This window comes from Lysobacter brunescens, assembly GCF_042677005.1.
Lineage (GTDB): Bacteria > Pseudomonadota > Gammaproteobacteria > Xanthomonadales > Xanthomonadaceae > Lysobacter_I > Lysobacter_I brunescens.
This window is the reverse complement of record NZ_JBHTIF010000001.1, coordinates 945,633-964,679: the sequence shown is the minus strand read 5'-3', so window position 1 is coordinate 964,679 and position 19,047 is coordinate 945,633. Positions and strand designations below refer to the sequence as shown.

Sequence of the window (19,047 nt, the reverse complement as noted above, 5' to 3'; positions counted from 1 at the left end):
CGGGCAGCAGCGAAGGATGTGGTTCGATCACTGCACCGCCTGACCCGTCCGCCCTTGCCATCGAAGTACGAAACACATTGCGGTGACCCCGCATCCACAGCGACGCCCCGCAGGTCGTCGCACCAGAGTCCACCGGAACAGAGAACACCCATGACCGCTCCTTCCCGTCTCCTCTTCAAGACCTCCGCGCTGGCCATTGCCGCCGCGTTGATGGTCGGCAGCCTCGGCACTCCGGCCACTGCCTCCGCGCAGTCCACGGGCGATGAGGAGATGGAAGACAAGTCGCGCGACATGGGCAATCCCGTCACCGCCCGCATCCGCGCAGCCAAGGAGCGCCGCGCCCGCGCGAACCAGGAAGCCGGTGCCGAGCAGGCCGGCAGCAGCGAGCAGAAAGGCGCCGCTGCGCCGCTGTATCCGCTGGCCACCCGCGTCGCGCCGTCGCAGAAGGTGAATGCCAAGGAAAGCAAGACCGCCAAGGAAGTGCAGGCCGATTACGAAGCCAACAAATACGACGCCGTGTTCGCCAAGGTCGACGCCTTCGCCGCTTCGGGCTCGACCAACGCCTACCTGCAGGCCTATCTCTACCAGCTCGCCGCGGTCGCCGCGAACAATGCCGGCGACCAGCAGAAGAGCGCCGCCTATTTCCGCAAGGCGGTGGACGCGAACGGCCTCGACAACAACGGCCATTACCAGGCGATGTACAACCTCGCCATCCAGCTCAACCAGCTGGACCAGTCGGCCGAAGCGCTGACGGTGGTGGACCGCTTCCTTGCCGAAACCAAGACCGACAAGACCGATCCGCTGGCGCTCAAGGCGATCATCCTCGGCAACCTCGACCGTCCGGCCGAAGGCGCCGCGCTGTTCGAGAAGGTCCTGGCCTCGAAGCCCGGCGACCGCGCGACCCTGATGAATGCGGTCGCGCTGTACCAGCAGGCCGACAACTTCGACAAGGCCAACGGCCTGCTCGAGGACGCCCGCAAGAAGGGCCTGCTGACCGAGGGTACGGAGTACCGCACCCTGTTCGTCGGCTATATCAACGCGAACAAGTACGCCGAGGCGCGCCAGGTGCTGGAAGAAGGCGTGAACAAGGGCGCGATCAAGCCCACGCAGCAGCTCGCCAACGACTACTCGATCCTCGCCCAGCATTACTACATCGACGCCAACAAGATTCCCGAGGCGATCGATTTCTATACCCGTGCGATGAAGGTCTCGACCGACGGAGAGGCCGCGCTGAACCTTGCCCGCGTGCTCCGCAACGAGTCGCGGATCGCCGAAGCGAAGGCCGCCGCCAAGGAGGCGCTGGCCAAGGGTGTGAAGAAGCCAAAGGATGCCAACGCGATCCTGGCCCTGCCCGGCGGAAAGTGAGAAGACGGGCGGTTTCAGGGGTCCGGGGGTGTTGGTAACTCCCGGCCCGATTGTATAAGCTTACAGATTCCCGCGACCGGGGCCGATGTTTGAAACCAGTCGCGGTTCGACCATTCCGGGGTGCTGTGGTTCAGGGGGCGGGTTCGTGTTCTGGCAGAGGACACGGGCGCGGATCCGGACAGGTACCACGAGTCCGCTAAATCGAGCCTGCTGCGCATGACCCAAGACTTGCCGACCTCCGACAAGCGTGACCGCGACGAATCCGGCCTGCACTGGCCACGGGTCGCCGCTATCAGCTTCGCCATCGCACTGCACATCGCGGCACTCATGCTGTTGCTCGTGCCGGTCACCCCTCCGGGCGCCGAGCAGGAAGAAGAGCAGAACACCAGCGTCGTCATCATCGAGCCGCCCCCGCCGCCGCCGCCCCCGCCGCCGCCGCCGGAAGAGCCGCCGAAGGAAATCAAGCTGACCCCGCAGGAAACCCCGCGGCCCGTCGTGCAGCCGCCGCCGGATGAACCGCCGGTGGTGTTCGAGGAAGCGTCGGAAGTCGACACCCCGGCTCCGCCGCCGGCCCCGCCGGCTCCGCCGTCGCCCCCGGCGCCGACCGCGCCGTCCCGCAACGACAACGACAACGACCTGCGCGCTTCGCTCTGCGTCCGGCCTTCGATGGCCCCGCTGCAGCAGGCTGTCTCGCGTGCCGGCTCCGCCGCTGACCTGACCCTGACGATCGTCTACCAGGCCGACGGCACCATCACCGACGTTTCCGTCTCCAAGAGCAGCCGCAACCGCGATCTCGATCGCGCAGCGGTGACCTGGGCACGGCGCGCCAAGTTGTGTCCGGGCGCTGCCGGTTCGGGCCGCCTGCCGTTCTCGTTCGACCTCGACTGATCGGAACCCCGTCCAGTCAGGGCATCGCCAGACCTGATCAGCTTCAAACAGATCCGCTCCACACAGATCCAACCCCGTTCCTTTCCACTACACAAGAAAAGGTAAGCGTCATGCTGCAGGAAATCCTCACCATCGCATCCGCCGGCGCCGCCGGGGGCGGTAATGCTGCCTCCGCGCTGAAGCAGATGGGCGTCGACCATCTGATCACCGAATTCACGACGAAGCCCGGCGAGTATCCGGTGCAGATCGCCGTGGCCCTGACCCTCATCATCCAGTCGGCCATGTCCTGGTACTGGATCGTGGTCAACTTCATCAAGAACAGCGCCCTGCGTCGCCGCGGCGACTCGGTCACCAGCACGTTCTGGGAAACCCCGAATGCCCAGGACGCCATCCGCTTCATGGAAGAGCAGCCCAAGAGCGAGCCCTTCTCGAAGATCGCCCTCGACGCCGCCCAGGCCGCCGCGCACCATCAGCGCCACGAAGGCTCGCGCCTGGTCGAGTCGCTGAACCGCTCGGAGTTCGTCGATCGCGCCCTGCGTCAGGCCGTCACCCGCGAATCCATGAACCTCGAGAGCGGCATGACCGTGCTCGCCACCGTCGGTTCGACCGCGCCGTTCATCGGTCTGCTCGGTACCGTGTGGGGCATCTACGGCGCGCTGATCAAGATCGGTGCGACCGGCCAGGCCTCCATCGACGCCGTCGCCGGCCCGGTAGGTGAAGCGCTGATCATGACCGCCGTCGGTCTGTTCGTCGCCATCCCGGCGGTGCTCGCGTACAACTTCTTCATGCGCGCCAACCGCATCACCAACAGCCAGTTCGACACGTTCGCGCACGACCTGCACGACTTCTTCGCCACCGGCTCGCGCGTCGGCGAAGCGGCCAACAAGCGCTGATCCGTACGTAGCGACGATCGAACCACCTGACGGAGCACAGTCATGGCCTTCAGTAACGGCAACGACAGCGGCACGCCGATGTCCGAAATCAACGTCACGCCCCTCGTGGACGTGATGTTGGTGCTGCTCATCATCTTCATGATCACGGCACCGCTGATGTCGCACAAGACGAAGGTCGAGCTGCCACAGGCGAACTACGAGACGCGCGACACGGAAAACACGCCACCGACGCCGCCGATCACCATCGCCGTTACCGAGGAAGGTCGTTACTTCTTCAATGACGAGCCGGTGACCCGCGAGCTGCTGGAAAGCCGACTGTCCGTCGAAGCGCAGAAAGTGCCGCAGCCCTCGGTCAACATCCGTGGCGACAAGACCGTTCGTTATCGCTTCATCAACGACGTGGTCAACATCGCCCAGGCCCAGGGCATGCGTCAGGTCGGCTTCGTCGCCACCCGCGAACGCAACTGATTCGGAGACAGACGCATGGCATTCGCATCCAACTCCGGCGGCGGCCCGATGGCCGACATCAACGTCACGCCCCTCGTGGACGTGATGTTGGTGCTGCTGATCATCTTCATGGTGACCGCGCCGATCCTGTCCTATCCGATCGACATCGACCTGCCCCAGCGCACGAGCAATCCTCCGGAGAACCCGAAGGAACCGCCGCCGCCGGTCAAGCTGCGCATCGACCAGGCCGGTACGGTCTACTGGAACGACAGCCCGACCCCGGTGTCCGCATTGCTCAACATGATGCAGGCCGAGGTCGAGCGTGATCCGACCAACCAGCCGACCCTCGAGATCGATGTCAACGAGGAAGCGCAGTACGAAACGCTTGCGAAGGTCCTGGCCCAGGCCAAGGACGCGCAGATGAAGAAGATCGGTTTCGTCAAGAAACCCTGATCCTGAAACAATCGCAAGAAAAGGCCGGCGCTGGACCTGCAGCCTGCCGCCCGCCCAGAACGACTTGAACCAATTCGACGCCGCCCTCCGGGGCGGCGTTTTTTATGGTCGAACACAGGGTTTTCCGCGTGCAAACGCTTGTCGACCCCGTTCCAGCGGGCGTAACGTTGGAAGCGTCACCCCAAGCAGAGGAGCGACGCCATGGCTTTCGCACAATCCCGGACGCATGACCGGACCCTGGCCGAAATCAACATCACCCCGCTGATCGACGTGATGCTGGTGTTGCTGGTGATCTTCATGATCGCGGCGCCGGTGCTGACCAAGGACATACCCCTGACCTTGCCCCAAGTCGCGCCGATCCTCGACAGGCTTCCGCCGCCGCCGATCGAGTTGCGCATCGACGCCGTCGGCGAAGTGACCGTGTCCGGTGCGCCTGTCGCGATGAGCGAACTGGCCTCGGTGCTGCGCACGGAACGCGAACGGCTCGCGGGGCAGAAAGTCATCCTGAGCGTGGAAGCGAGTTACGACGTCGACTACGAGGTGGTGGCCAAGGTGCTCGCGACTGCACAGAACGCGGGCATGTCGAATATCCGCATGCGTTGAAGCCACGGCGAACAGACACACTCCACCGGAAACAACACGGGCGGCCTTGAGCCGCCCGTGTTCGTTTATGGACTGGTGTTCGTCAGCTCAGCGACCGTCGAGGATCGAGAGATAGCGTTTCACGGTGAACGCGAGGCCGTCGTACAGCGCTTCGCCGATGAGCGCGTGACCGATCGATACTTCGAGCACATCGGACACGCCGGCGATGAAGGTGCCGAGGTTGGCCTGGCTGAGATCGTGGCCGGCGTTGACGCCCATGCCTCGCGCCTGAGCAGCGCGGGCGGTGTCGTCGAACGCGGGCAACGAGCGCTGCGGATGCCCGGCAGCGAACGCTTCGGCATAGGGGCCGGTGTACAGCTCGATGCGGTCGGCTCCGCTGGCCGCTGCCGCGTCCATATCGGCACCGGCATCGGCGAACACGCTGACGCGGCAACCGATCGCCTTGAGCGCGCCGACGTGCTCGCGAAGCCCATCGAGGTCGCGGGCGAAATCGAACCCATGGTCCGAGGTCAGCTGGCCGTCACCGTCCGGCACCAGAGTCGCCTGCGCAGGCCGCGTCTCGGCGCAGAGCGCATGGAAGCCGGGATAGCCCTCGCGCGGCGGTGCGAAGGGATTGCCTTCGATGTTGAACTCGACGCTGTAGGCGCGGGTCAGCTCGGCGAGTGCGTAGACGTCGTCCGCGCGGATGTGTCGTGCGTCGGGACGCGGATGCACGGTGATCCCGTGAGCGCCGGCATCGAGGCAGGCGCGGGCAGCGGTGACCACGTCAGGATCGCGACCCCCCCGGGAATTGCGCAATACCGCGATCTTGTTGACGTTGACGCTGAGGACAGTCAAACCGGTGCTGCCTCAGGCCTGCGGCGGTTCGGGCTGGACGATCGCGGGCGTCGCGGGAGCTTCGGCGGCCGCGCCGTTGCGACGCGCTTCGGCCAGCTCGCGCAAACGGCGCAGTTCCTGCGGATCGATCAGCAGGGTCTCGCTGCGCGAGGCGCTGCCGACACGGTCGGCGATGAGGATCATGACCGCGAAGACGGTCAGGCCGAGCGAGACCAGCATGCAGATCACCATGATCGCCATGGAGGTCGAGGTCAGGGCCACCGCGAGCAGGGCGGCGGCGATCGCGAAGAAAAGCCAGGGCATGAGGCGCGTCCTTCCCGGGGGACAGAAGAGGGGCGGGCGCCAGTCTACTCCGGCGGGTGCCCGTCACGACAGGCCGCCGGCCGGTGGCGACCTGCCGTCCGTCGCCAACGGCGAGGCTGTCGGTGCCGGGATGGCGCCTACAGCAGGGGCGACATCAGCCGCGCGAGCGCTTCAGGCAGCCGGCTGCGGAACAGGGGGCGCCTGCGATCGCGCCGGACGCGCGGGGCGGAGGCGAACTCGCCTTCGACGTGCCGGGCGAGCTGAACGGCCAGGTCGGTGTCCTGGAAGAGGATCGAGACCTCGAAATTGAGGCGGAAGCTGCGGTGGTCGAAATTGGCGCTGCCGACGAGGCAGGTGGTGTCGTCGACCAGCAGTGCCTTGGTGTGCAGCATGCGCGGTCCGTATTCGTAGATCTTCACGCCGGCATCGATCAGGTCGTCGTAGTACGAACGTGCGGCGAGCGTGACGAGCTTCGAGTCGCTCATCCGTGGCACCAGCAAGCGCACGTCCAGGCCGCCGAGCGCGGCGGAGGTCAGCGCCATCATCGCCGCCTCGCCTGGCACGAAGTAGGGCGTGACCAGCCAGACCCGGCTGCGCGCGGCGTGGATCAGTGCGACATGCATGCGGTGGATCGCTTCCCACGATGAATCCGGCCCGGAGGTCAGCACCTGCGCGGAGATCGTGCCGGGCTTCGTGCCCGTCGCAGGCGACGGTGTGTCCCGGGCGAGTTGCGAGAGGAAATCGCGGTCGCCGGTGGCGTAGATCCAGTCCTCGACGAACACCCGCTGCAGCGCGCGGACCACGTCGCCTTCGATGCGCAGATGCAGGTCGCGGTAGGCGTCCCCGCGCAGGCGTTCGTTCTGTTCGTCGGTGATGTTGATGCCGCCGGTGAACGCGACGCGGCCATCGATCACCACGATCTTGCGATGCGTGCGCAGGTTGAGCCAGGGACGCGACCAGAAGCGCCAGAAACGCGTGGGATGGAACCAGGCCAGTTCGCCCCCCGCCGCAACCAGCGGCGCGAAGAACGCTGCCTTGCATTTGCCGGCGCCGATCGCATCCAGCAGCAGTCGTACCTTCACGCCGCGCTTCGCGCATTCGACCAGCGCATCGCGCAATGCCGCGCCGCTGCGGTCGGGCATGAAGATGTAGTACTCCAGATGGACGTGCGCGCGTGCCTGGGCGAGATCCGCGATGAGCGCGTCGTACTTCGCTGCGCCATCGACGAGCAGGCGCACATCGGAGGCGCGCATCGGTGCGAGCCCGGTCGAGGCTTCCGCTAGCCGGGCCAGTTCCAGCGCATCCGGCGCTTCGCCCGGCGCGAAGGCGGGTGATGCGAGCGCGTCGCCGGCGATGCGACTGTGGGCGCGTCGCAGTCGCTGTCGCTGGATCTTCTGCGGTCCGAACAGGTGGTAGATCAGGATGCCGACGTACGGCAGCAGGGCCAGGCCGAGGATCCAGCTGAGCGTGGCCACGGGTTCGCGTTTCTGCAGCACGATCCAGCCGCCGAGCAGCAGCAGGTGCAGCAGCCAGCCGCCGATCAGCACTGGTTCGATGTAGGGCCCCACGACCGGGATCGCATGCAGCCAGTCCCAGAACCAATCGAGCATGCCGAACATCGTCAGGATCTCCGTCGCAGCCGCTGCGACCCGAAGGACGTAGCCTACCCGGATGGCGATGGGCGGCAAAACCGATGCGGCGACGCACGACCTGCTGCGCGAGGGTCCGATCAAGGGGCGCGGCGCGGCTTCGTTCGTGCGCGGGCGTTTCGAGAAGACGGTGACCGAGGCCGAGGACGACGGCTGGGGCTCGGTCTACGCGGGCGACGAGGCTGGCAGCGACTGGCGCCCACCGCCGCTGCCGACCCAGGTCACCGAGGAGCGTGCGCGCAGCATCATCAGCCGCAACCAGTCGCCCGACATTCCGTTCAGCCAGTCGGTGAATCCGTATCGCGGCTGCGAGCACGGTTGCGTCTATTGCTTCGCGCGGCCGTCGCATGCCTATCTCGACCTGTCGCCGGGCCTGGATTTCGAGACCAAGCTGTACGCCAAGACCAATGCGGCGCAACTGTTGCGCGCCGAGCTGGGCAAGCGCGGCTATCGCTGTTCGTCGATCTCGCTGGGCATCAACACCGATGCCTACCAGCCGATCGAGAAGCGCCACCGCATCACCCGCCAGGTGCTCGAAGTGCTGGCCGAGTGCCGGCATCCGGTCGGCCTGATCACCAAGAGCGGCCTGATCCGTCGCGACCTCGACCTGCTGGCGCCGATGGCGAAACAGGGCCTGGTGCATGTGTACGTGTCGATCACCTCGCTCGACAACCGCCTGTCCGCGATCCTCGAACCCCGCGCTGCCGCGCCGCACACGCGGCTGAAGACGTTGCAGGCCTTGCACGACGCGGGCGTGCCGGTCGGCGTGATGGTCGCGCCGGTGATCCCGATGATCAGCGATCGCGAGCTGGAACAGATCCTCGAAGCCGCCTATGCACACGGCGCACGCGGTGCCGGCTACGTGCTGCTGCGCCTGCCGCATGAGCTGAAGGAGGTATGGCGTGAGTGGCTGGCCCTGCATTACCCCGATCGCGCCGCGCACGTGATGAGCCTGGTGCAGCAGATGCGCGGTGGCAAGGACTACGACAGCCGCTACGGCACGCGCATGCGCGGCGAAGGCCCGTTCGCGGACCTGATCGCGATGCGCTTCGCCAAGGCGTACAAGCGGATCGGGTTCGGCCGCCTGCCGCCGCTGGATACCTCGCAGTTCGTGCCGCCGGATCCACCGAGGCCGCGTTCGCCGCAGGGCGAGCTGTTCTGAACGATTTCGCCGCAGCGGTTCAACGCGGCTCGGCCTGCGCACGGAACCGCGTCGGCGTGGCCCCGGTGCGCCTGCGCACCAGGCGGCGCAGCGCGGTCGCGTCCTCGTAGCCGACCGCCGCCGCGACCTGGTCGATCGACATCCGCGTGGTTTCGAGCAACCGCCGTGCGCGCGAGAGACGCACGGCCTGGATGAGCGCCGACGGCCCCTGCCCGGTGGCATCGCGAACGCGGCGCGAGAGAGTGCGCGGCGACATCGCGAAGGCCTCGGCCAGCGCGGACACCGCTGGCGGTCGCGGCAGCGTTTCCTCGATCCGCTGCACCAGCCGGCGGACGAGGGCATCGCCATTGGCGAGCAGCGCCGGCAGGGTGTAGGCCGACTGCGCGGTGCGCGCGTCGAGCAGCAGGACGCGGGCCACGGCATCGGCGAGTGCGGCGCCGTGGCCGCGCAGCAGGTGCAGCATCAGGTCGACCTGGGCCATCGCCGCACCGGCGGTGACCAAGGCTCCATCCACGCAGACGATGCGGTCCGCGTCGACGCGGCAGCCGGGCGCGGTCCGGCGCAGGTGCTGCGCCAGCCACCAGGTCGTGGTGACGGAGCGCCCAGCCAGCGCGCCGCTGTCGCGCAGCAGGAAGACGCTGCTGCAGGTCGCCGCGACCGGCAGCCCGCGCGCGAGACGGCGGGCCAGGTCGTCGCCGACGGCCCGCGCATCGGGCTGGGCGAGGCGGCATTCGAGCGCGTCCGGCGATTCGGTCGCCAGGCCCGGGACGACCGGAATGCCGACTTCGGTGTCGGCTTCGGCCATCGGCGTGGTCGGGCAGCGCAGGCCGCCCGCCAGCTCGATGTCGCCACCGTCGGGCGACAGCACGCGCCAGCGGGGTGCGGGCAGGGTCAGGCCGGGCGCCAGCGTCGCCGCCGCGCGCAGGATGTCGAGGCTGACCGCCACTCCGGCCGCATGCGCGCCGGGCAGGACGATGAGCTGCAGCTCGGGAAGTGCATCGGGCATGGCCGAAACCGCCTTGAACATGTCGAATCGGACGCTGGGAGTGTAGCGGCGGCCCGGGTGCAATGTCCGCACCCGTCCGACGAGCCACCACCATGACCGTTCTGCCCGCTTTCGATGCACTCGCCGACTTCGATCCCCGCGACCTCGTGCTGGAGGGCGTCGGCAAGCGCGTCCATGTCGCCGGCAGCGGCCCGGCGGTGATCGTGATGACCGAGATGCCCGGCATCAGCCCGCACGTGGCCCGCTTCGCGCGCTGGGTGCGCGACGCCGGCTTCACGGTGTGGATGCCCTCGCTGTTCGGTCGCGATGGTGCCGTGCCCGACGCCGAGGAAGGGACGACTGTCTTCAAGCGTGCCTGCGTCAGCGCCGAGTTCCGCGCCTTCGCCGGCCAGGGCGCCAGCCCGGTCACGCAGTGGCTGCGCGCGCTGGCCCGCCACGCCCACGCCGAATGCGGCGGCCCGGGCGTGGGCGCCATCGGCATGTGCTTCACCGGCAATTTCGCGCTGAGCATGATGCTGGAGCCCGCGATGCTCGCCCCGGTGCTGTCGCAGCCCACGCTGCCGCTGGACGACCCCGCCGCGCTGGAAAGCCCGGCCGAAGAACTCGCTGCGGTGCGAGCGCGTCTCGAACGCGAGGACCTCACCGTGCTCGCCTACCGTTTTGCCGGCGACCGCTTCTGCCGCGCCGAACGCTTCGACGCCTACCGCCGCGCGCTTGGCGACCGCTTCCTCGAACGCGTGCTGCCCGATGAGTCCGCCAACCGCGAGAACCTCCCGCCGTTCTTCCGCGACGTGGTCGGTGGCCCGCACAGCGTGGTCACTGTGCACCTGATCGATGAAGCGGGGCAGCCGACTGCGCAGGCGAGGGATGAGATTCTAAGATTCTTCAGTATGCGATTGTATGAGACAGTAAGAACAGTATAGAAATACTCCAGATCGCAGAATGCGGCGGGGAATATGACATGGAAAAGTGGGCAAGAAAAATCTCGTTGAAGCCGTTGCTCAAACGCAAAGGCGCGATGACACCAAGAAAATTTCTAGAAAAATCTCTAATAGAATTGGAGATGGAGGCGATTGCATCGAGTCTGCTCCCCGAGATGATTGCTGCTCAGAAGACTGCAAGAGATGAAAACGGATCAATGCGGTGGAGGGATGTTAATTACATAAATTCGACTGTGGAATTTTCAAGGGCCATGTATTTCGCCAGAAAAATTTCACTGCAAGAGTTGGTTTTCTTGGTATCCCACTCTGTGGAAATTTTTCGCGAAAACATGAGGGGGGGAAATGATTTCCAAGAACTGGAGTCGATATCTAAAAAAATTCGTGATGTCGAAAAGTCATATGGACTGAAGGATGATGAATTTTGGCCTGCTGGTGAAGGGCCTTCTGAGTATCAAGAACTTAACGAGCAGTGGAATGCTCTTGAAGATAAGCTTTTTAATGAATCTCTTTGCGCTCTGGGTGGGCCTGAGATTGCGGAGATCGTCAAAGCGGGGAATGGACAGTATGAAAAACTCAGGGAGAGAGGAAGAAGGTCTTTTTTCCATAATAATGATAGACAAGAGGCACTTGCCGATACTGTGAAGCGTTATGAGGCAGAAGCAAGAGTTGCATCCGCTGCAGGCGCATACACTGCAGCCATTGTGCTATTGGGAGCGGCTCTCGAAGGGTTGCTTCTATTGCGCTGTTTTCGCTCGAAAACAAAAGCAATAAAAATAGCTAGAGATTTACCAAGGCAAATAAGGCCATCAAAGCCAGAAGTTTTTGAGAAATGGACACTCGATGCCTTGATAAATGTATGTCTTAACGCAGGTTGGCTTCCTGTCATCAAGACGGCAGATTTAGAGGTCTACCCGGCAGGGTTAGCACAGCGACTTCGTGAGATCAGAAACTACGTACACCCGGGGAAAATTTCTGTGGAAAAGCCATGGATCGAACTTGAGAAGAGAGACTTTGACGACGCGGAAGCAATTTACACAACACTTTTTGCAACAGTCTTCAACAAGAAAGTCATAAGAAGCGTTGGCGAGAAAGCCTAGGCCAACGTAAAAATAGCGGGAGCTACTGCGCCCCGAACAGGTTCTCCGCACGCTGGAACAGGATCCAGCTGGTGGCGATGAACTTGTCGCCGCCCTGCGGACGGTTGCCGCGATGGGTGTGGGTGAAGGCGGTGGGGGCGATCAGCAGCGCACCGGTTTCGGGCTTGACCTTGCGGTCCTGGAACATGAACTCGGTTTCGCCTTCCTCGAACTCCTCGTTGAGGTAGATCGTCCACAGCAGGTGGCGGTGCAGGGTCTCGCAGGTGGTGTCGCGCGGGTACAGCTCGCAGTGCCAGTACGGGTAGCCGCCTTCGCCGGCGGTGTACCACTGCAGGTTGGTGTGGCCGGGGCGCAGGCAGGTGAGGGTGAGCTGCTGCAGCTGTTCCTCGTCCATGGTCGCGAAGTCGTCGGCCACCAGGCGGCGCATCTGGCCGCCCGGGGGTTGGTGCTGCAGCATCAGCGGTGCGATCAGCGCCTGCGGATACTCGCGGATGTAGCGCTTGGTCGCTTCGAGCACCGCCGTGTTCAGCGCGATCTCGACATCACGCCATTCCGCGACCCCGGCGATGGCGAGGTCGCGGCTCTTCTTGAGGTCCGGGAACAGGCCGCCGCCGATTTTCCCTTCCTGCAGCTGGTTGCTGCGCCGCATCCGTTCGACGATCTGCGCGCAGACGTCGCGCGGAATCGCGTTGGGCGTGACCGAGATGAAATCCTTTGTGCTCATGCTGCGCGTCGCCTGTCGAACGAAGTGGAGGAAAGAGGAGGGATCAGCCGGCGTGGCGGTCGTGGTCGAGATGGTAGCGGACGGCGGTCTCGACTTCGTCCTTCGAGCCGAGGAACACCGGCACGCGCTGGTGCAGCTGGCTCGGCACGATCTCCATCATCCGCTGGCGGCCGTTGCTGGAGGCGCCGCCGGCCTGTTCGATCAGGAAGCTCATCGGATTGGCTTCGTACATCAGGCGCAGCTTGCCGGCCTTGGACGGATCCTTGCGGTCCCACGGATAAATGAAGATGCCGCCGCGGGTGAGGATGCGATGCACGTCGGCGACCATCGAAGCGATCCAGCGCATGTTGAAGTCCTTGCCGCGCGGGCCTTCCTTGCCGGCCAGCAGGTCGGTCACGTAGGCCTGCATCGGCGCTTCCCAGTGGCGCTGGTTGGACATGTTGATCGCGAATTCCTTGGTCTGCTCCGGCACGCGCATGTGCTTCTGGGTGAGCACGAACGAGCCCTGTTCGCGATCCAGCGTGAAGGCATGCGTGCCGTGGCCGATGGTCAGCACCATCATCGTGCTGGGGCCGTAGATGCAGTAGCCGGCGGCGACCTGCGCGGTGCCCGGCTGCAGGAAGTGCTCGTCGCCGACCTGCGGCACGTCGTCCGGGCAGCGCAGCACCGAGAAGATCGTGCCGACGCTGACGTTCACGTCGATGTTGCTGCTGCCGTCGAGGGGATCGAACAGCAGCAGGTAATTGCCGCGCGGGTAGGCATCGGGGATCGGCTGGCAGTGGTCCATCTCTTCCGACGCGCAGGCGGCGAGATGGCCGCCCCAGGCGTTGGCTTCGAGCAGGATCTCGTTGCTCAGCACGTCGAGCTTCTTCTGCGCCTCGCCCTGGACGTTGCCGGTCCCCGCGTCGCCGAGCACGCCGCCGAGCGCACCCTTGCCGACCGCAACCGAGATGCTCTTGCAGGCGCGGGCGACGACTTCGATCAGCAGCCGCAGGTCGGCGCTGATGCGGTCCTGGCGCTGTTCTTCGAGCAGGTAGCGGGTGAGGGAAACAGGCGAGCTGGGTGCTGTCATGGCGGGCAGAAGGCGGCGGGCGAAGCCGCCATTCTCCCCTACATTCCGACCATACGCGCCGGTCAGCAGCGCCGCTCAGCGCTTCAGGGCCAGGGTCAGGCCGTCGCCGATCGGCAGCAGGCTCAGGGTCTCGACCCGGGGGTCGGCCGCGATCTTGGCGTTGAGGTCCTGCACTGCGGCGATGGCGTCGTCGCCGATCAGCACCGCCAGCTGGCCGGTCAGCACGGTCTTGTCGAGCACCGCGCCGAACAGCAGCACGTTGTCCACGGCGACGATGCCGCCCGGACGGAGCAGGGCCAAGGCCCGCTCGTAATAGCGGTCGAGGTTGGGCTTGTCGGCGTCGATGAACACCAGGTCGTAGGTGCCCGACTGGCCGTCCGCGATCAGGCCATCCATGGTGTCGACCGCGTCGCCGAGGCGGAAGTCGATCTTCCCGGCCACGCCGGCCTGTTCCCAGTGCGGGCGCGCGATCGGCAGCCAGGCGTCGTAGAGGTCGCAGGCGACCAGGGTGCCGTCCGCCGGCAGGGCCTGGGCCATGCACAGGGCGCTGTAGCCGGTGTAGGTGCCGATCTCGATGATGCGCTTCGCGCCGATCGCCTTGACCAGGAAGGCCATGAACTGGCCCTGCTCCGGCGGGATCTGCATGATCGCGTACTTGTCCTTCAGCGTTTCCGCGCGCAGGCTGACCTGCGCCTCCGACTCCCGGACCGAGACGCCGTGGATGTAGTTCCAGAGCGCCGGGGTGTAGTCGATGTCGTGCTTTTCCATTCCTTCCTTTCCTTGCGAACGAGGGTTCCCTGGCGCCATCGCGTCGTCCTTGCCAGCCGGACGCGGGTGCGTCGTGCGGGGCCGGCTGGAGCATAGCCCCCGGCCCCGGCCACGCGCCAGCGCGCGACCGCCATGATTACCGTCGGTCTCCGCGCTGCCTGAGACTGACGTCGCGGCCCACGGAATCCGGCCAGACCCGGCAGGCCCGACCGGCGGGTTTGCCCGGAGGCCGTCCGCCCGGCATAATTGCCGGCTCGCTGCGCCCGGCGTACCCGACAGGGTGCCCGGAGGACGGGGGCGCGATCCCGCCCGCAAGCCGCAACGACACCTTGAATCCCCTATCGCGTGGTGAACGCCCGGCCGGCAGTACAGGCCCGGTCGACGTCGGGGCCGCCGCTTCCCGGGCTACGGGAGGCACCCACGGAACGCAGTCGAGCATGCTCGAGCGTTCTTATCGAGAGGTACGTATGTCCCGCGAATGCCAAGTCACCGGCAAGCGCGTTGCGACCGGCAACAACGTGTCGCACGCGAACAACAAGACCCGCCGCCGTTTCATGCCCAATCTCCACGAGCGCCGCTTCTGGGTCGCTTCGGAAAACCGTTGGGTCAAGCTGCGCGTTTCCACCAAGGCCCTGCGCACCATCGACAAGAACGGCATCGACGCCGTGCTCGCCGAGCTGCGTGCCCGTGGCGAAAAGGTCTGAGGAGAACTGAATCATGGCTTCCAAGCGCGACAAGATCCGCCTGATCTCCTCGGCCGGCACCGGCCACTTCTACACCACCGACAAGAACAAGAAGAACACGCCGAACAAGATGGAGGTCAAGAAGTACGACCCCGTCGTTCGCAAGCACGTGATGTACAAGGAAGGCAAGATCAAGTGATCATCGCGTAGCGATGGTCATCCTGGCGAAGGTCGGGATCTGGCTTCCACGAAAAACCCGCCTCACGGCGGGTTTTTCTTTGCTTGATCCAAACCGATGCGCTCAATCCGCGATGCGTTTCGCCATCACGTAATCGTCCATCACGTAGCCGTTGCCGATGTCGAACACCGCTTCCTCGCGCACCTCGAACCCGGACCTGCGGTAGATCGCGATCGAATCGAGGTTGCCCTTGTTCACCGTGAGGTACAGCACGCGCCGGCCGTGCGCGCGGCAGGCGTCCTCGACGGTGCGCATCATCAGGCCGCCCAGGCCCTTGCCCTTGTGCGCCGGCAGCAGGTACAGCTGTTCCAGCTTGACCTCGTCGTCGCGTTCGCCGAGCGACCAGCTGCAGTAGCCGGCCGGCTCGCCGTCGACGCGCAGCACGCGCATCCAGCGTGCATGCGAATCGATGTACCGGCACAGGTTCTCGGCGGTGTAGCGACCGTCGAGCATGTAGTCGATCTGCGCCATCGAGATCATCGTGCCGTAGTGGCCGCGCCAGATCGTGTCGGCGAGTCGGGCGACGGCGTCGAAGTCCTGCTCGGTCAGGGGGTCGAGGCGAATGCTGCCTGAGCGGATGTCGTCGGAGCGGTGGTCTGCGCGCATGGCATGCGGGAATGGCGGCGGGCACACAGTATCGCCGAGCGCGCAGCGCGGATGCTGGGCTAACATCGACCGTCCCGAAGCCCGAGGACACGAGGATGCGCCCCACTGCGACCGCCTGCCTGCTGCTCCTGTGCCTGCTTGCATTCGCGGGCGTGACCCACGCGCAGGCGTCGGGACGCGTGGGCATCCGTCTGAGCTGCGACGGGCCGGAGACGGCGCTGGTGTCGATGATCGCCTACGAGCGCGATCGCGGCACGCCGAAGGCCGAGATGCTCGCCCGCGCCGAGCGCCTGCCCGAGAACGACGGCAGCCGCATGGTCGCGGTCTCGCGTGTCGAGGATGTCTATCTCGATCCCGCGTTGCAGGCGCAGACACTCAGTGCGTACCGCTCGAAGAAGTGCCAGCTCGGCCTGCTGCTGCGCAATCTCGCGCCGTACGCCGACCTCACCCGCGAACGCCTGCTGCAGTGCCAGGCGATTGGCACGGGCGGGCGCGGGTTCCGCAACTGCATCCACGCGCTGATCGGCGAACTGGAAGCGCGGCTGGCGAAGGCCGACGCCGGCTGAGCAGGGCGATCGCGCGCTCAGGCGCGCAGGAAATCCATCGTCCAGTTGGTTTCCCAGGTCTCGCCTCCGTCATCGGAAAACGCCTGCTCCCAGCGTGCCCTGTCCCGCCCGGCAACCTGCCACCGGAAACGCACGCGGATCGGACGACCGTCGAGATCGTCGTCCGCGAGGAACGTGCCGAGACCGCCTTCGAAGCTGTCGACCACCGGCACGTCGAGCCTGTCCGGGAAGTGCCCGTCCAGCCACCAGATCGACCAGCGCGCCGCAGTCGGGTCGAAGGTGCGCAGCGCGACGGCGCGGTAGGCGCCTTCGGGGAGCTCGATGCGGTTGTCCTCGAGATTGCCCTGGCCGCCGAGGATGGGACGTGTGCTCGATGTCCCGTCGAAATCCACCCACTCCGTGCAATCGGCCAGTCGCGCGCGCAGGCGGCGGTGGCGCACGCGCCAGTCGCCGTGGATGAAATCGAAGTCGGTGGCGGTCGATGCTGTCAGTGGGTGTGTCGAGGCCGTGGCGGCAGACCCGGGGAGCGCGCTGCGGGACGGCGCGTGGGGAGCGGGCGGCATGGCGGATCTCCGGGTCGGATGGATGGAACCACCCTAGCCTGGAGAGCTGACAGGATCTGTCAGGAATCGACCGCGAAGCACGGCGTCTGCAGTGCTGCCCGCGCTAGGAGCCGGTCGAGAAGGCAATGGAAGCCGGGCGCGCAGATGGCGCATCACGACCCGCATCGCATGGTTCCGGCCCGCCCCCGCGAGCGGGGGAAGGCCGGAACGTCCTGCGGGACACGATGGGCCGGCGTTCAGCGGCCCATCGTCGATCAGAACGTGATGCTCCAGCTGTCGATGCGACCGGTGTCGGCCGTCGCAGCGTCGCGGACGCGGAGGTTCCACGTGCCGTTCAGCGCTTCGCCCGAGAGGTTCACGTTGAACGTCTGGTTGACGTTGTCCGCGCTGCCGCCCGAACGGTTCAGCAGGTTGTACACCGAACCATCCGGCGCCACGAGGTCGACCACCAGGTCACCGCGATAGGTGTGGATGATGTTCACCGCGACCGGCGTGCTGGCCTGGCCATTGCCCGTACGACCGCTCACCGCGATTGGGCTGCTGACCGTGGCATTGTCGTTGATCGTGTAGTCGGTGCCGTTGCTGTAGGTCTGCACGCCGCCGCTGCCCGAACCGGTGCCGGTGAAGTTCTGGCCGGTGACATTCGCGCTGCTCACGGTGACGCTGCGGCTGGTCGGCGAGAAGGTGTAACCACTCAGCGACGGGGTCAGCGTGTACGTACCGTTCGACAGGCCGCTCAGCGTGTAGGCGCCGCTGCTGCTGGTCGTGGCGCTCGCGCTGCCGCTGCTGACGGTGACGCCCGCGATGCCCGTGCCTGCGCTCGTGGTGATGGTGCCCGAGATGCTGTAGGTGGTCGGTGTCGTGCCGTTGTCGCCGTCGGGCACCACGCCGCCGAAGTGGGTCGAGACCTGCGGCCAGATCAGGGACATCTTCGCGCCCTTGTTCATGCTGCCGCCCAGGTGGTGCAGCGCGATCGCCTTGTGGCTGGCGCGCGCGATCACCGGCGAACCGGAGCTGCCGCCTTCGGTGTCGCAGTAGTAGCCGATGTCGGTGTTGGTGCCGTTGCCGCTGGTGCTGGCGCTGTTGACCCGGCAGCGACCGCCGCCGTCGCGGTCGCTGACCACACTCAGTTCCTTCTGCCGACCGCCCGGATGGCCGGCGATCATGATCTCCTCGTTCAGCGTGGCCGCGCGCGTTTCCAGGCCGAGGTAGCCGAAGCTGGCGATCGTGCTGAAGTTCTTCACCGTGTACAGCGTGTAGTCCAGCGTGGTGTTGGTGGCGAGCATCTGGTCGCCGGCGACCTTGGTCGGCGTGGCCGAGGTGCCGCCGCAGGTGCTGAGCTGGTAGTTGAACCAGACTTCCGAGGCCGCGACGCCGCTGGCGGTGGCGGTGCAGTGGTTGTTGGTGAACATGCGGTTGTCGGCGCCGACGCGCCAGGTGGTGCACAGGCCGCCACCGCTCATCACCAGGCGCGCGACCGGGCGCGAACGATCGAAGGCGGCCGGATCGCTGGACGAATAGCAGGCCGCCGCACGCTTGTCGTCGGTGCCGATGATCGAACGCGTGCCGAGCGAGCCGTCGAGCAGGCCGTCGATCTGCAGCTCGCGCAGCTTGCGCTCGGAATAGCCCTGGAGATAGCGGCTGACGCGCACGCCATCGCTGCTCTTCCAGGCGCCGGTGGGCGTGCCGACCAGGCGCACCAGCGCGACCGGACCGTGGATCGACATCGCCGAGAAGCTGGTGCGGCCGTTCTGACCCATCTCGCGGTCGACGGTGTGGCCATCCAGGCCCTGGTTGCTGTAGCGATAGACCTCGGTGCGCGCGGGGTTGAACACTTCCAGCGTCACGCCGTCGGGCAGCGAGAAATGATCGAAGTGCAGCTTCACGAAGGTCGCATCGGTGGTCCGCACGGCATAGGTGCGACCGATGGCGGTCGCGCCGATGCGCAGGTCAGCCTTGCGCTGTTCGGCCACGCGCAGCGGCGCGGGCTTGGCGGAGGGAGCGGGTGGTGCGGCCTGCGCGACCAGCGGCAGCGCGCAGGTCATGGCGGCGATGGCGAACAGGGCGTGCGCGCCGCGTCGTGCGGCGGAGGTGTGGCGTTTCATCTGACGGTCCTTTTTGTATTGTCGGAACAACGCGAAAGCGTCCGTGGGCGCGCGGGGGTTCGCCGATGGGGCTGCGGA

General features: G+C 66.0%; 22 protein-coding genes. 12 read left to right on the top strand and 10 right to left on the bottom strand.

Translation table 11 applies throughout. The annotated features are described in order from the left end of the window. Positions 1–150 precede the first annotated feature (150 nt). The 6 genes from ACFQ0E_RS04050 to ACFQ0E_RS04025 all read left to right on the top strand — a co-directional run bounded on the left by ACFQ0E_RS04050 (position 151) and on the right by ACFQ0E_RS04025 (position 4,649). Positions 151–1,365, top strand: a complete 1,215-nt coding sequence (locus tag ACFQ0E_RS04050; RefSeq protein WP_386822406.1) for a tetratricopeptide repeat protein — start codon at positions 151–153, stop codon at positions 1,363–1,365. 120 nt (positions 1,366–1,485) lie between these two features. Then, a complete protein-coding gene (locus ACFQ0E_RS04045) occupies positions 1,486–2,253 on the top strand; it encodes an energy transducer TonB family protein (RefSeq protein ID WP_386822405.1) in 768 nt (255 codons plus the stop codon). A gap of 110 nt (positions 2,254–2,363) precedes the next feature. After that, entirely contained in the window at positions 2,364–3,146 is a 783-nt protein-coding gene (locus ACFQ0E_RS04040) for a MotA/TolQ/ExbB proton channel family protein (protein WP_137851599.1), read from the top strand. Positions 3,147–3,188: 42 nt separating this feature from the next. Further along, a complete protein-coding gene (locus tag ACFQ0E_RS04035) occupies positions 3,189–3,614 on the top strand; it encodes an ExbD/TolR family protein (RefSeq protein WP_386822404.1) in 426 nt (141 codons plus the stop codon). Between the two features lie 15 nt (positions 3,615–3,629). After that, on the top strand, positions 3,630–4,046 hold the full coding sequence (locus tag ACFQ0E_RS04030; RefSeq protein ID WP_137851601.1) for an ExbD/TolR family protein: 417 nt from the start codon (positions 3,630–3,632) through the stop codon (positions 4,044–4,046). A 201-nt stretch (positions 4,047–4,247) separates the two neighbouring features. Continuing rightward, complete coding sequence (locus tag ACFQ0E_RS04025; RefSeq protein ID WP_386822403.1) at positions 4,248–4,649, top strand: ExbD/TolR family protein; 402 nt, start codon at positions 4,248–4,250, stop codon at positions 4,647–4,649. Positions 4,650–4,736: 87 nt separating this feature from the next. Here ACFQ0E_RS04025 and ACFQ0E_RS04020 read toward each other — a convergent pair whose 3' ends face one another. From ACFQ0E_RS04020 to cls, 3 genes are all read right to left on the bottom strand, one after another. Further along, the gene (locus ACFQ0E_RS04020) at positions 4,737–5,486 is read right to left on the bottom strand and encodes a pyridoxine 5'-phosphate synthase (protein WP_386822402.1); all 750 of its coding nucleotides are present in this window, start codon (positions 5,484–5,486) and stop codon (positions 4,737–4,739) included. Positions 5,487–5,498: 12 nt separating this feature from the next. After that, on the bottom strand, positions 5,499–5,789 hold the full coding sequence (locus tag ACFQ0E_RS04015) for a hypothetical protein (RefSeq protein ID WP_386822401.1): 291 nt from the start codon (positions 5,787–5,789) through the stop codon (positions 5,499–5,501). Between the two features lie 137 nt (positions 5,790–5,926). Next, positions 5,927–7,408 (bottom strand): cardiolipin synthase, encoded by a 1,482-nt coding sequence (gene cls / locus ACFQ0E_RS04010; protein ID WP_386822400.1) that lies wholly within the window; start codon positions 7,406–7,408, stop codon positions 5,927–5,929. Between the two features lie 52 nt (positions 7,409–7,460). Between cls and ACFQ0E_RS04005 the strand changes: the two genes are divergently transcribed. Then, complete coding sequence (locus ACFQ0E_RS04005) at positions 7,461–8,600, top strand: PA0069 family radical SAM protein (RefSeq protein WP_386822399.1); 1,140 nt, start codon at positions 7,461–7,463, stop codon at positions 8,598–8,600. A 19-nt stretch (positions 8,601–8,619) separates the two neighbouring features. Here ACFQ0E_RS04005 and ACFQ0E_RS04000 read toward each other — a convergent pair whose 3' ends face one another. Beyond that, complete coding sequence (locus tag ACFQ0E_RS04000) at positions 8,620–9,606, bottom strand: GlxA family transcriptional regulator (RefSeq protein WP_386822398.1); 987 nt, start codon at positions 9,604–9,606, stop codon at positions 8,620–8,622. Between the two features lie 92 nt (positions 9,607–9,698). Between ACFQ0E_RS04000 and ACFQ0E_RS03995 the strand changes: the two genes are divergently transcribed. Together ACFQ0E_RS03995 and ACFQ0E_RS03990 are read left to right on the top strand one after the other, a co-directional pair. Next, positions 9,699–10,529, top strand: coding sequence for a dienelactone hydrolase family protein (locus tag ACFQ0E_RS03995; protein ID WP_386822397.1), 831 nt, complete (start codon positions 9,699–9,701; stop codon positions 10,527–10,529). A gap of 38 nt (positions 10,530–10,567) precedes the next feature. Further along, positions 10,568–11,644, top strand: a complete 1,077-nt coding sequence (locus tag ACFQ0E_RS03990; RefSeq protein WP_386822396.1) for a hypothetical protein — start codon at positions 10,568–10,570, stop codon at positions 11,642–11,644. Positions 11,645–11,666: 22 nt separating this feature from the next. On the opposite strand, the gene ACFQ0E_RS03985 is transcribed toward ACFQ0E_RS03990, so the two are convergent. The 3 genes from ACFQ0E_RS03985 to ACFQ0E_RS03975 all read right to left on the bottom strand — a co-directional run bounded on the left by ACFQ0E_RS03985 (position 11,667) and on the right by ACFQ0E_RS03975 (position 14,208). After that, the gene (locus ACFQ0E_RS03985) at positions 11,667–12,368 is read right to left on the bottom strand and encodes a 2OG-Fe(II) oxygenase (protein WP_386822395.1); all 702 of its coding nucleotides are present in this window, start codon (positions 12,366–12,368) and stop codon (positions 11,667–11,669) included. Positions 12,369–12,411: 43 nt separating this feature from the next. After that, positions 12,412–13,440, bottom strand: a complete 1,029-nt coding sequence (locus ACFQ0E_RS03980) for a class 1 fructose-bisphosphatase (RefSeq protein ID WP_386822394.1) — start codon at positions 13,438–13,440, stop codon at positions 12,412–12,414. Positions 13,441–13,515: 75 nt separating this feature from the next. Further along, on the bottom strand, positions 13,516–14,208 hold the full coding sequence (locus ACFQ0E_RS03975) for an O-methyltransferase (protein WP_386822393.1): 693 nt from the start codon (positions 14,206–14,208) through the stop codon (positions 13,516–13,518). A gap of 467 nt (positions 14,209–14,675) precedes the next feature. Between ACFQ0E_RS03975 and rpmB the strand changes: the two genes are divergently transcribed. After that, positions 14,676–14,912, top strand: a complete 237-nt coding sequence (rpmB, locus tag ACFQ0E_RS03970; protein WP_137851609.1) for a 50S ribosomal protein L28 — start codon at positions 14,676–14,678, stop codon at positions 14,910–14,912. 10 nt (positions 14,913–14,922) lie between these two features. Then, positions 14,923–15,090, top strand: a complete 168-nt coding sequence (gene rpmG / locus ACFQ0E_RS03965; protein WP_171008295.1) for a 50S ribosomal protein L33 — start codon at positions 14,923–14,925, stop codon at positions 15,088–15,090. Positions 15,091–15,192: 102 nt separating this feature from the next. Here rpmG and ACFQ0E_RS03960 read toward each other — a convergent pair whose 3' ends face one another. Then, on the bottom strand, positions 15,193–15,735 hold the full coding sequence (locus ACFQ0E_RS03960; protein ID WP_386822392.1) for a GNAT family N-acetyltransferase: 543 nt from the start codon (positions 15,733–15,735) through the stop codon (positions 15,193–15,195). A 95-nt stretch (positions 15,736–15,830) separates the two neighbouring features. On the opposite strand from ACFQ0E_RS03960, the gene ACFQ0E_RS03955 reads away from it, so the two are divergent. Continuing rightward, positions 15,831–16,301 carry a hypothetical protein gene (locus ACFQ0E_RS03955; protein ID WP_386822391.1) on the top strand — a complete coding sequence of 157 codons (471 nt, stop codon included), beginning with the start codon at positions 15,831–15,833 and terminating at the stop codon, positions 16,299–16,301. Between the two features lie 17 nt (positions 16,302–16,318). Here the strand turns inward: ACFQ0E_RS03955 and ACFQ0E_RS03950 are convergent, their stop codons facing one another. Together ACFQ0E_RS03950 and ACFQ0E_RS03945 are read right to left on the bottom strand one after the other, a co-directional pair. Next, on the bottom strand, positions 16,319–16,864 hold the full coding sequence (locus tag ACFQ0E_RS03950; protein ID WP_386822390.1) for a hypothetical protein: 546 nt from the start codon (positions 16,862–16,864) through the stop codon (positions 16,319–16,321). A 254-nt stretch (positions 16,865–17,118) separates the two neighbouring features. Continuing rightward, positions 17,119–18,969 (bottom strand): proprotein convertase P-domain-containing protein, encoded by a 1,851-nt coding sequence (locus tag ACFQ0E_RS03945; protein ID WP_386822389.1) that lies wholly within the window; start codon positions 18,967–18,969, stop codon positions 17,119–17,121. Between the last annotated feature and the right edge of the window lie 78 nt (positions 18,970–19,047).

Coding starts and splice junctions, on each gene's coding strand:
- ACFQ0E_RS04025 (WP_386822403.1), top strand. CDS start 4,248: ATGGCTTTCGCACAATCCCGGACGCATGACCGGACCCTGGCCGAAATC.
- ACFQ0E_RS03950 (WP_386822390.1), bottom strand. CDS start 16,864: ATGCCGCCCGCTCCCCACGCGCCGTCCCGCAGCGCGCTCCCCGGGTCT.
- ACFQ0E_RS04015 (WP_386822401.1), bottom strand. CDS start 5,789: ATGCCCTGGCTTTTCTTCGCGATCGCCGCCGCCCTGCTCGCGGTGGCC.
- ACFQ0E_RS04050 (WP_386822406.1), top strand. CDS start 151: ATGACCGCTCCTTCCCGTCTCCTCTTCAAGACCTCCGCGCTGGCCATT.
- ACFQ0E_RS03975 (WP_386822393.1), bottom strand. CDS start 14,208: ATGGAAAAGCACGACATCGACTACACCCCGGCGCTCTGGAACTACATC.
- ACFQ0E_RS04030 (WP_137851601.1), top strand. CDS start 3,630: ATGGCATTCGCATCCAACTCCGGCGGCGGCCCGATGGCCGACATCAAC.
- ACFQ0E_RS04005 (WP_386822399.1), top strand. CDS start 7,461: ATGGCGATGGGCGGCAAAACCGATGCGGCGACGCACGACCTGCTGCGC.
- rpmB (WP_137851609.1), top strand. CDS start 14,676: ATGTCCCGCGAATGCCAAGTCACCGGCAAGCGCGTTGCGACCGGCAAC.
- ACFQ0E_RS03955 (WP_386822391.1), top strand. CDS start 15,831: ATGCGCCCCACTGCGACCGCCTGCCTGCTGCTCCTGTGCCTGCTTGCA.
- ACFQ0E_RS03980 (WP_386822394.1), bottom strand. CDS start 13,440: ATGACAGCACCCAGCTCGCCTGTTTCCCTCACCCGCTACCTGCTCGAA.
- ACFQ0E_RS04000 (WP_386822398.1), bottom strand. CDS start 9,606: ATGCCCGATGCACTTCCCGAGCTGCAGCTCATCGTCCTGCCCGGCGCG.
- ACFQ0E_RS03990 (WP_386822396.1), top strand. CDS start 10,568: ATGGAAAAGTGGGCAAGAAAAATCTCGTTGAAGCCGTTGCTCAAACGC.
- ACFQ0E_RS03995 (WP_386822397.1), top strand. CDS start 9,699: ATGACCGTTCTGCCCGCTTTCGATGCACTCGCCGACTTCGATCCCCGC.
- ACFQ0E_RS04040 (WP_137851599.1), top strand. CDS start 2,364: ATGCTGCAGGAAATCCTCACCATCGCATCCGCCGGCGCCGCCGGGGGC.
- ACFQ0E_RS03985 (WP_386822395.1), bottom strand. CDS start 12,368: ATGAGCACAAAGGATTTCATCTCGGTCACGCCCAACGCGATTCCGCGC.
- cls (WP_386822400.1), bottom strand. CDS start 7,408: ATGTTCGGCATGCTCGATTGGTTCTGGGACTGGCTGCATGCGATCCCG.
- ACFQ0E_RS04035 (WP_386822404.1), top strand. CDS start 3,189: ATGGCCTTCAGTAACGGCAACGACAGCGGCACGCCGATGTCCGAAATC.
- ACFQ0E_RS03945 (WP_386822389.1), bottom strand. CDS start 18,969: ATGAAACGCCACACCTCCGCCGCACGACGCGGCGCGCACGCCCTGTTC.
- ACFQ0E_RS03960 (WP_386822392.1), bottom strand. CDS start 15,735: ATGCGCGCAGACCACCGCTCCGACGACATCCGCTCAGGCAGCATTCGC.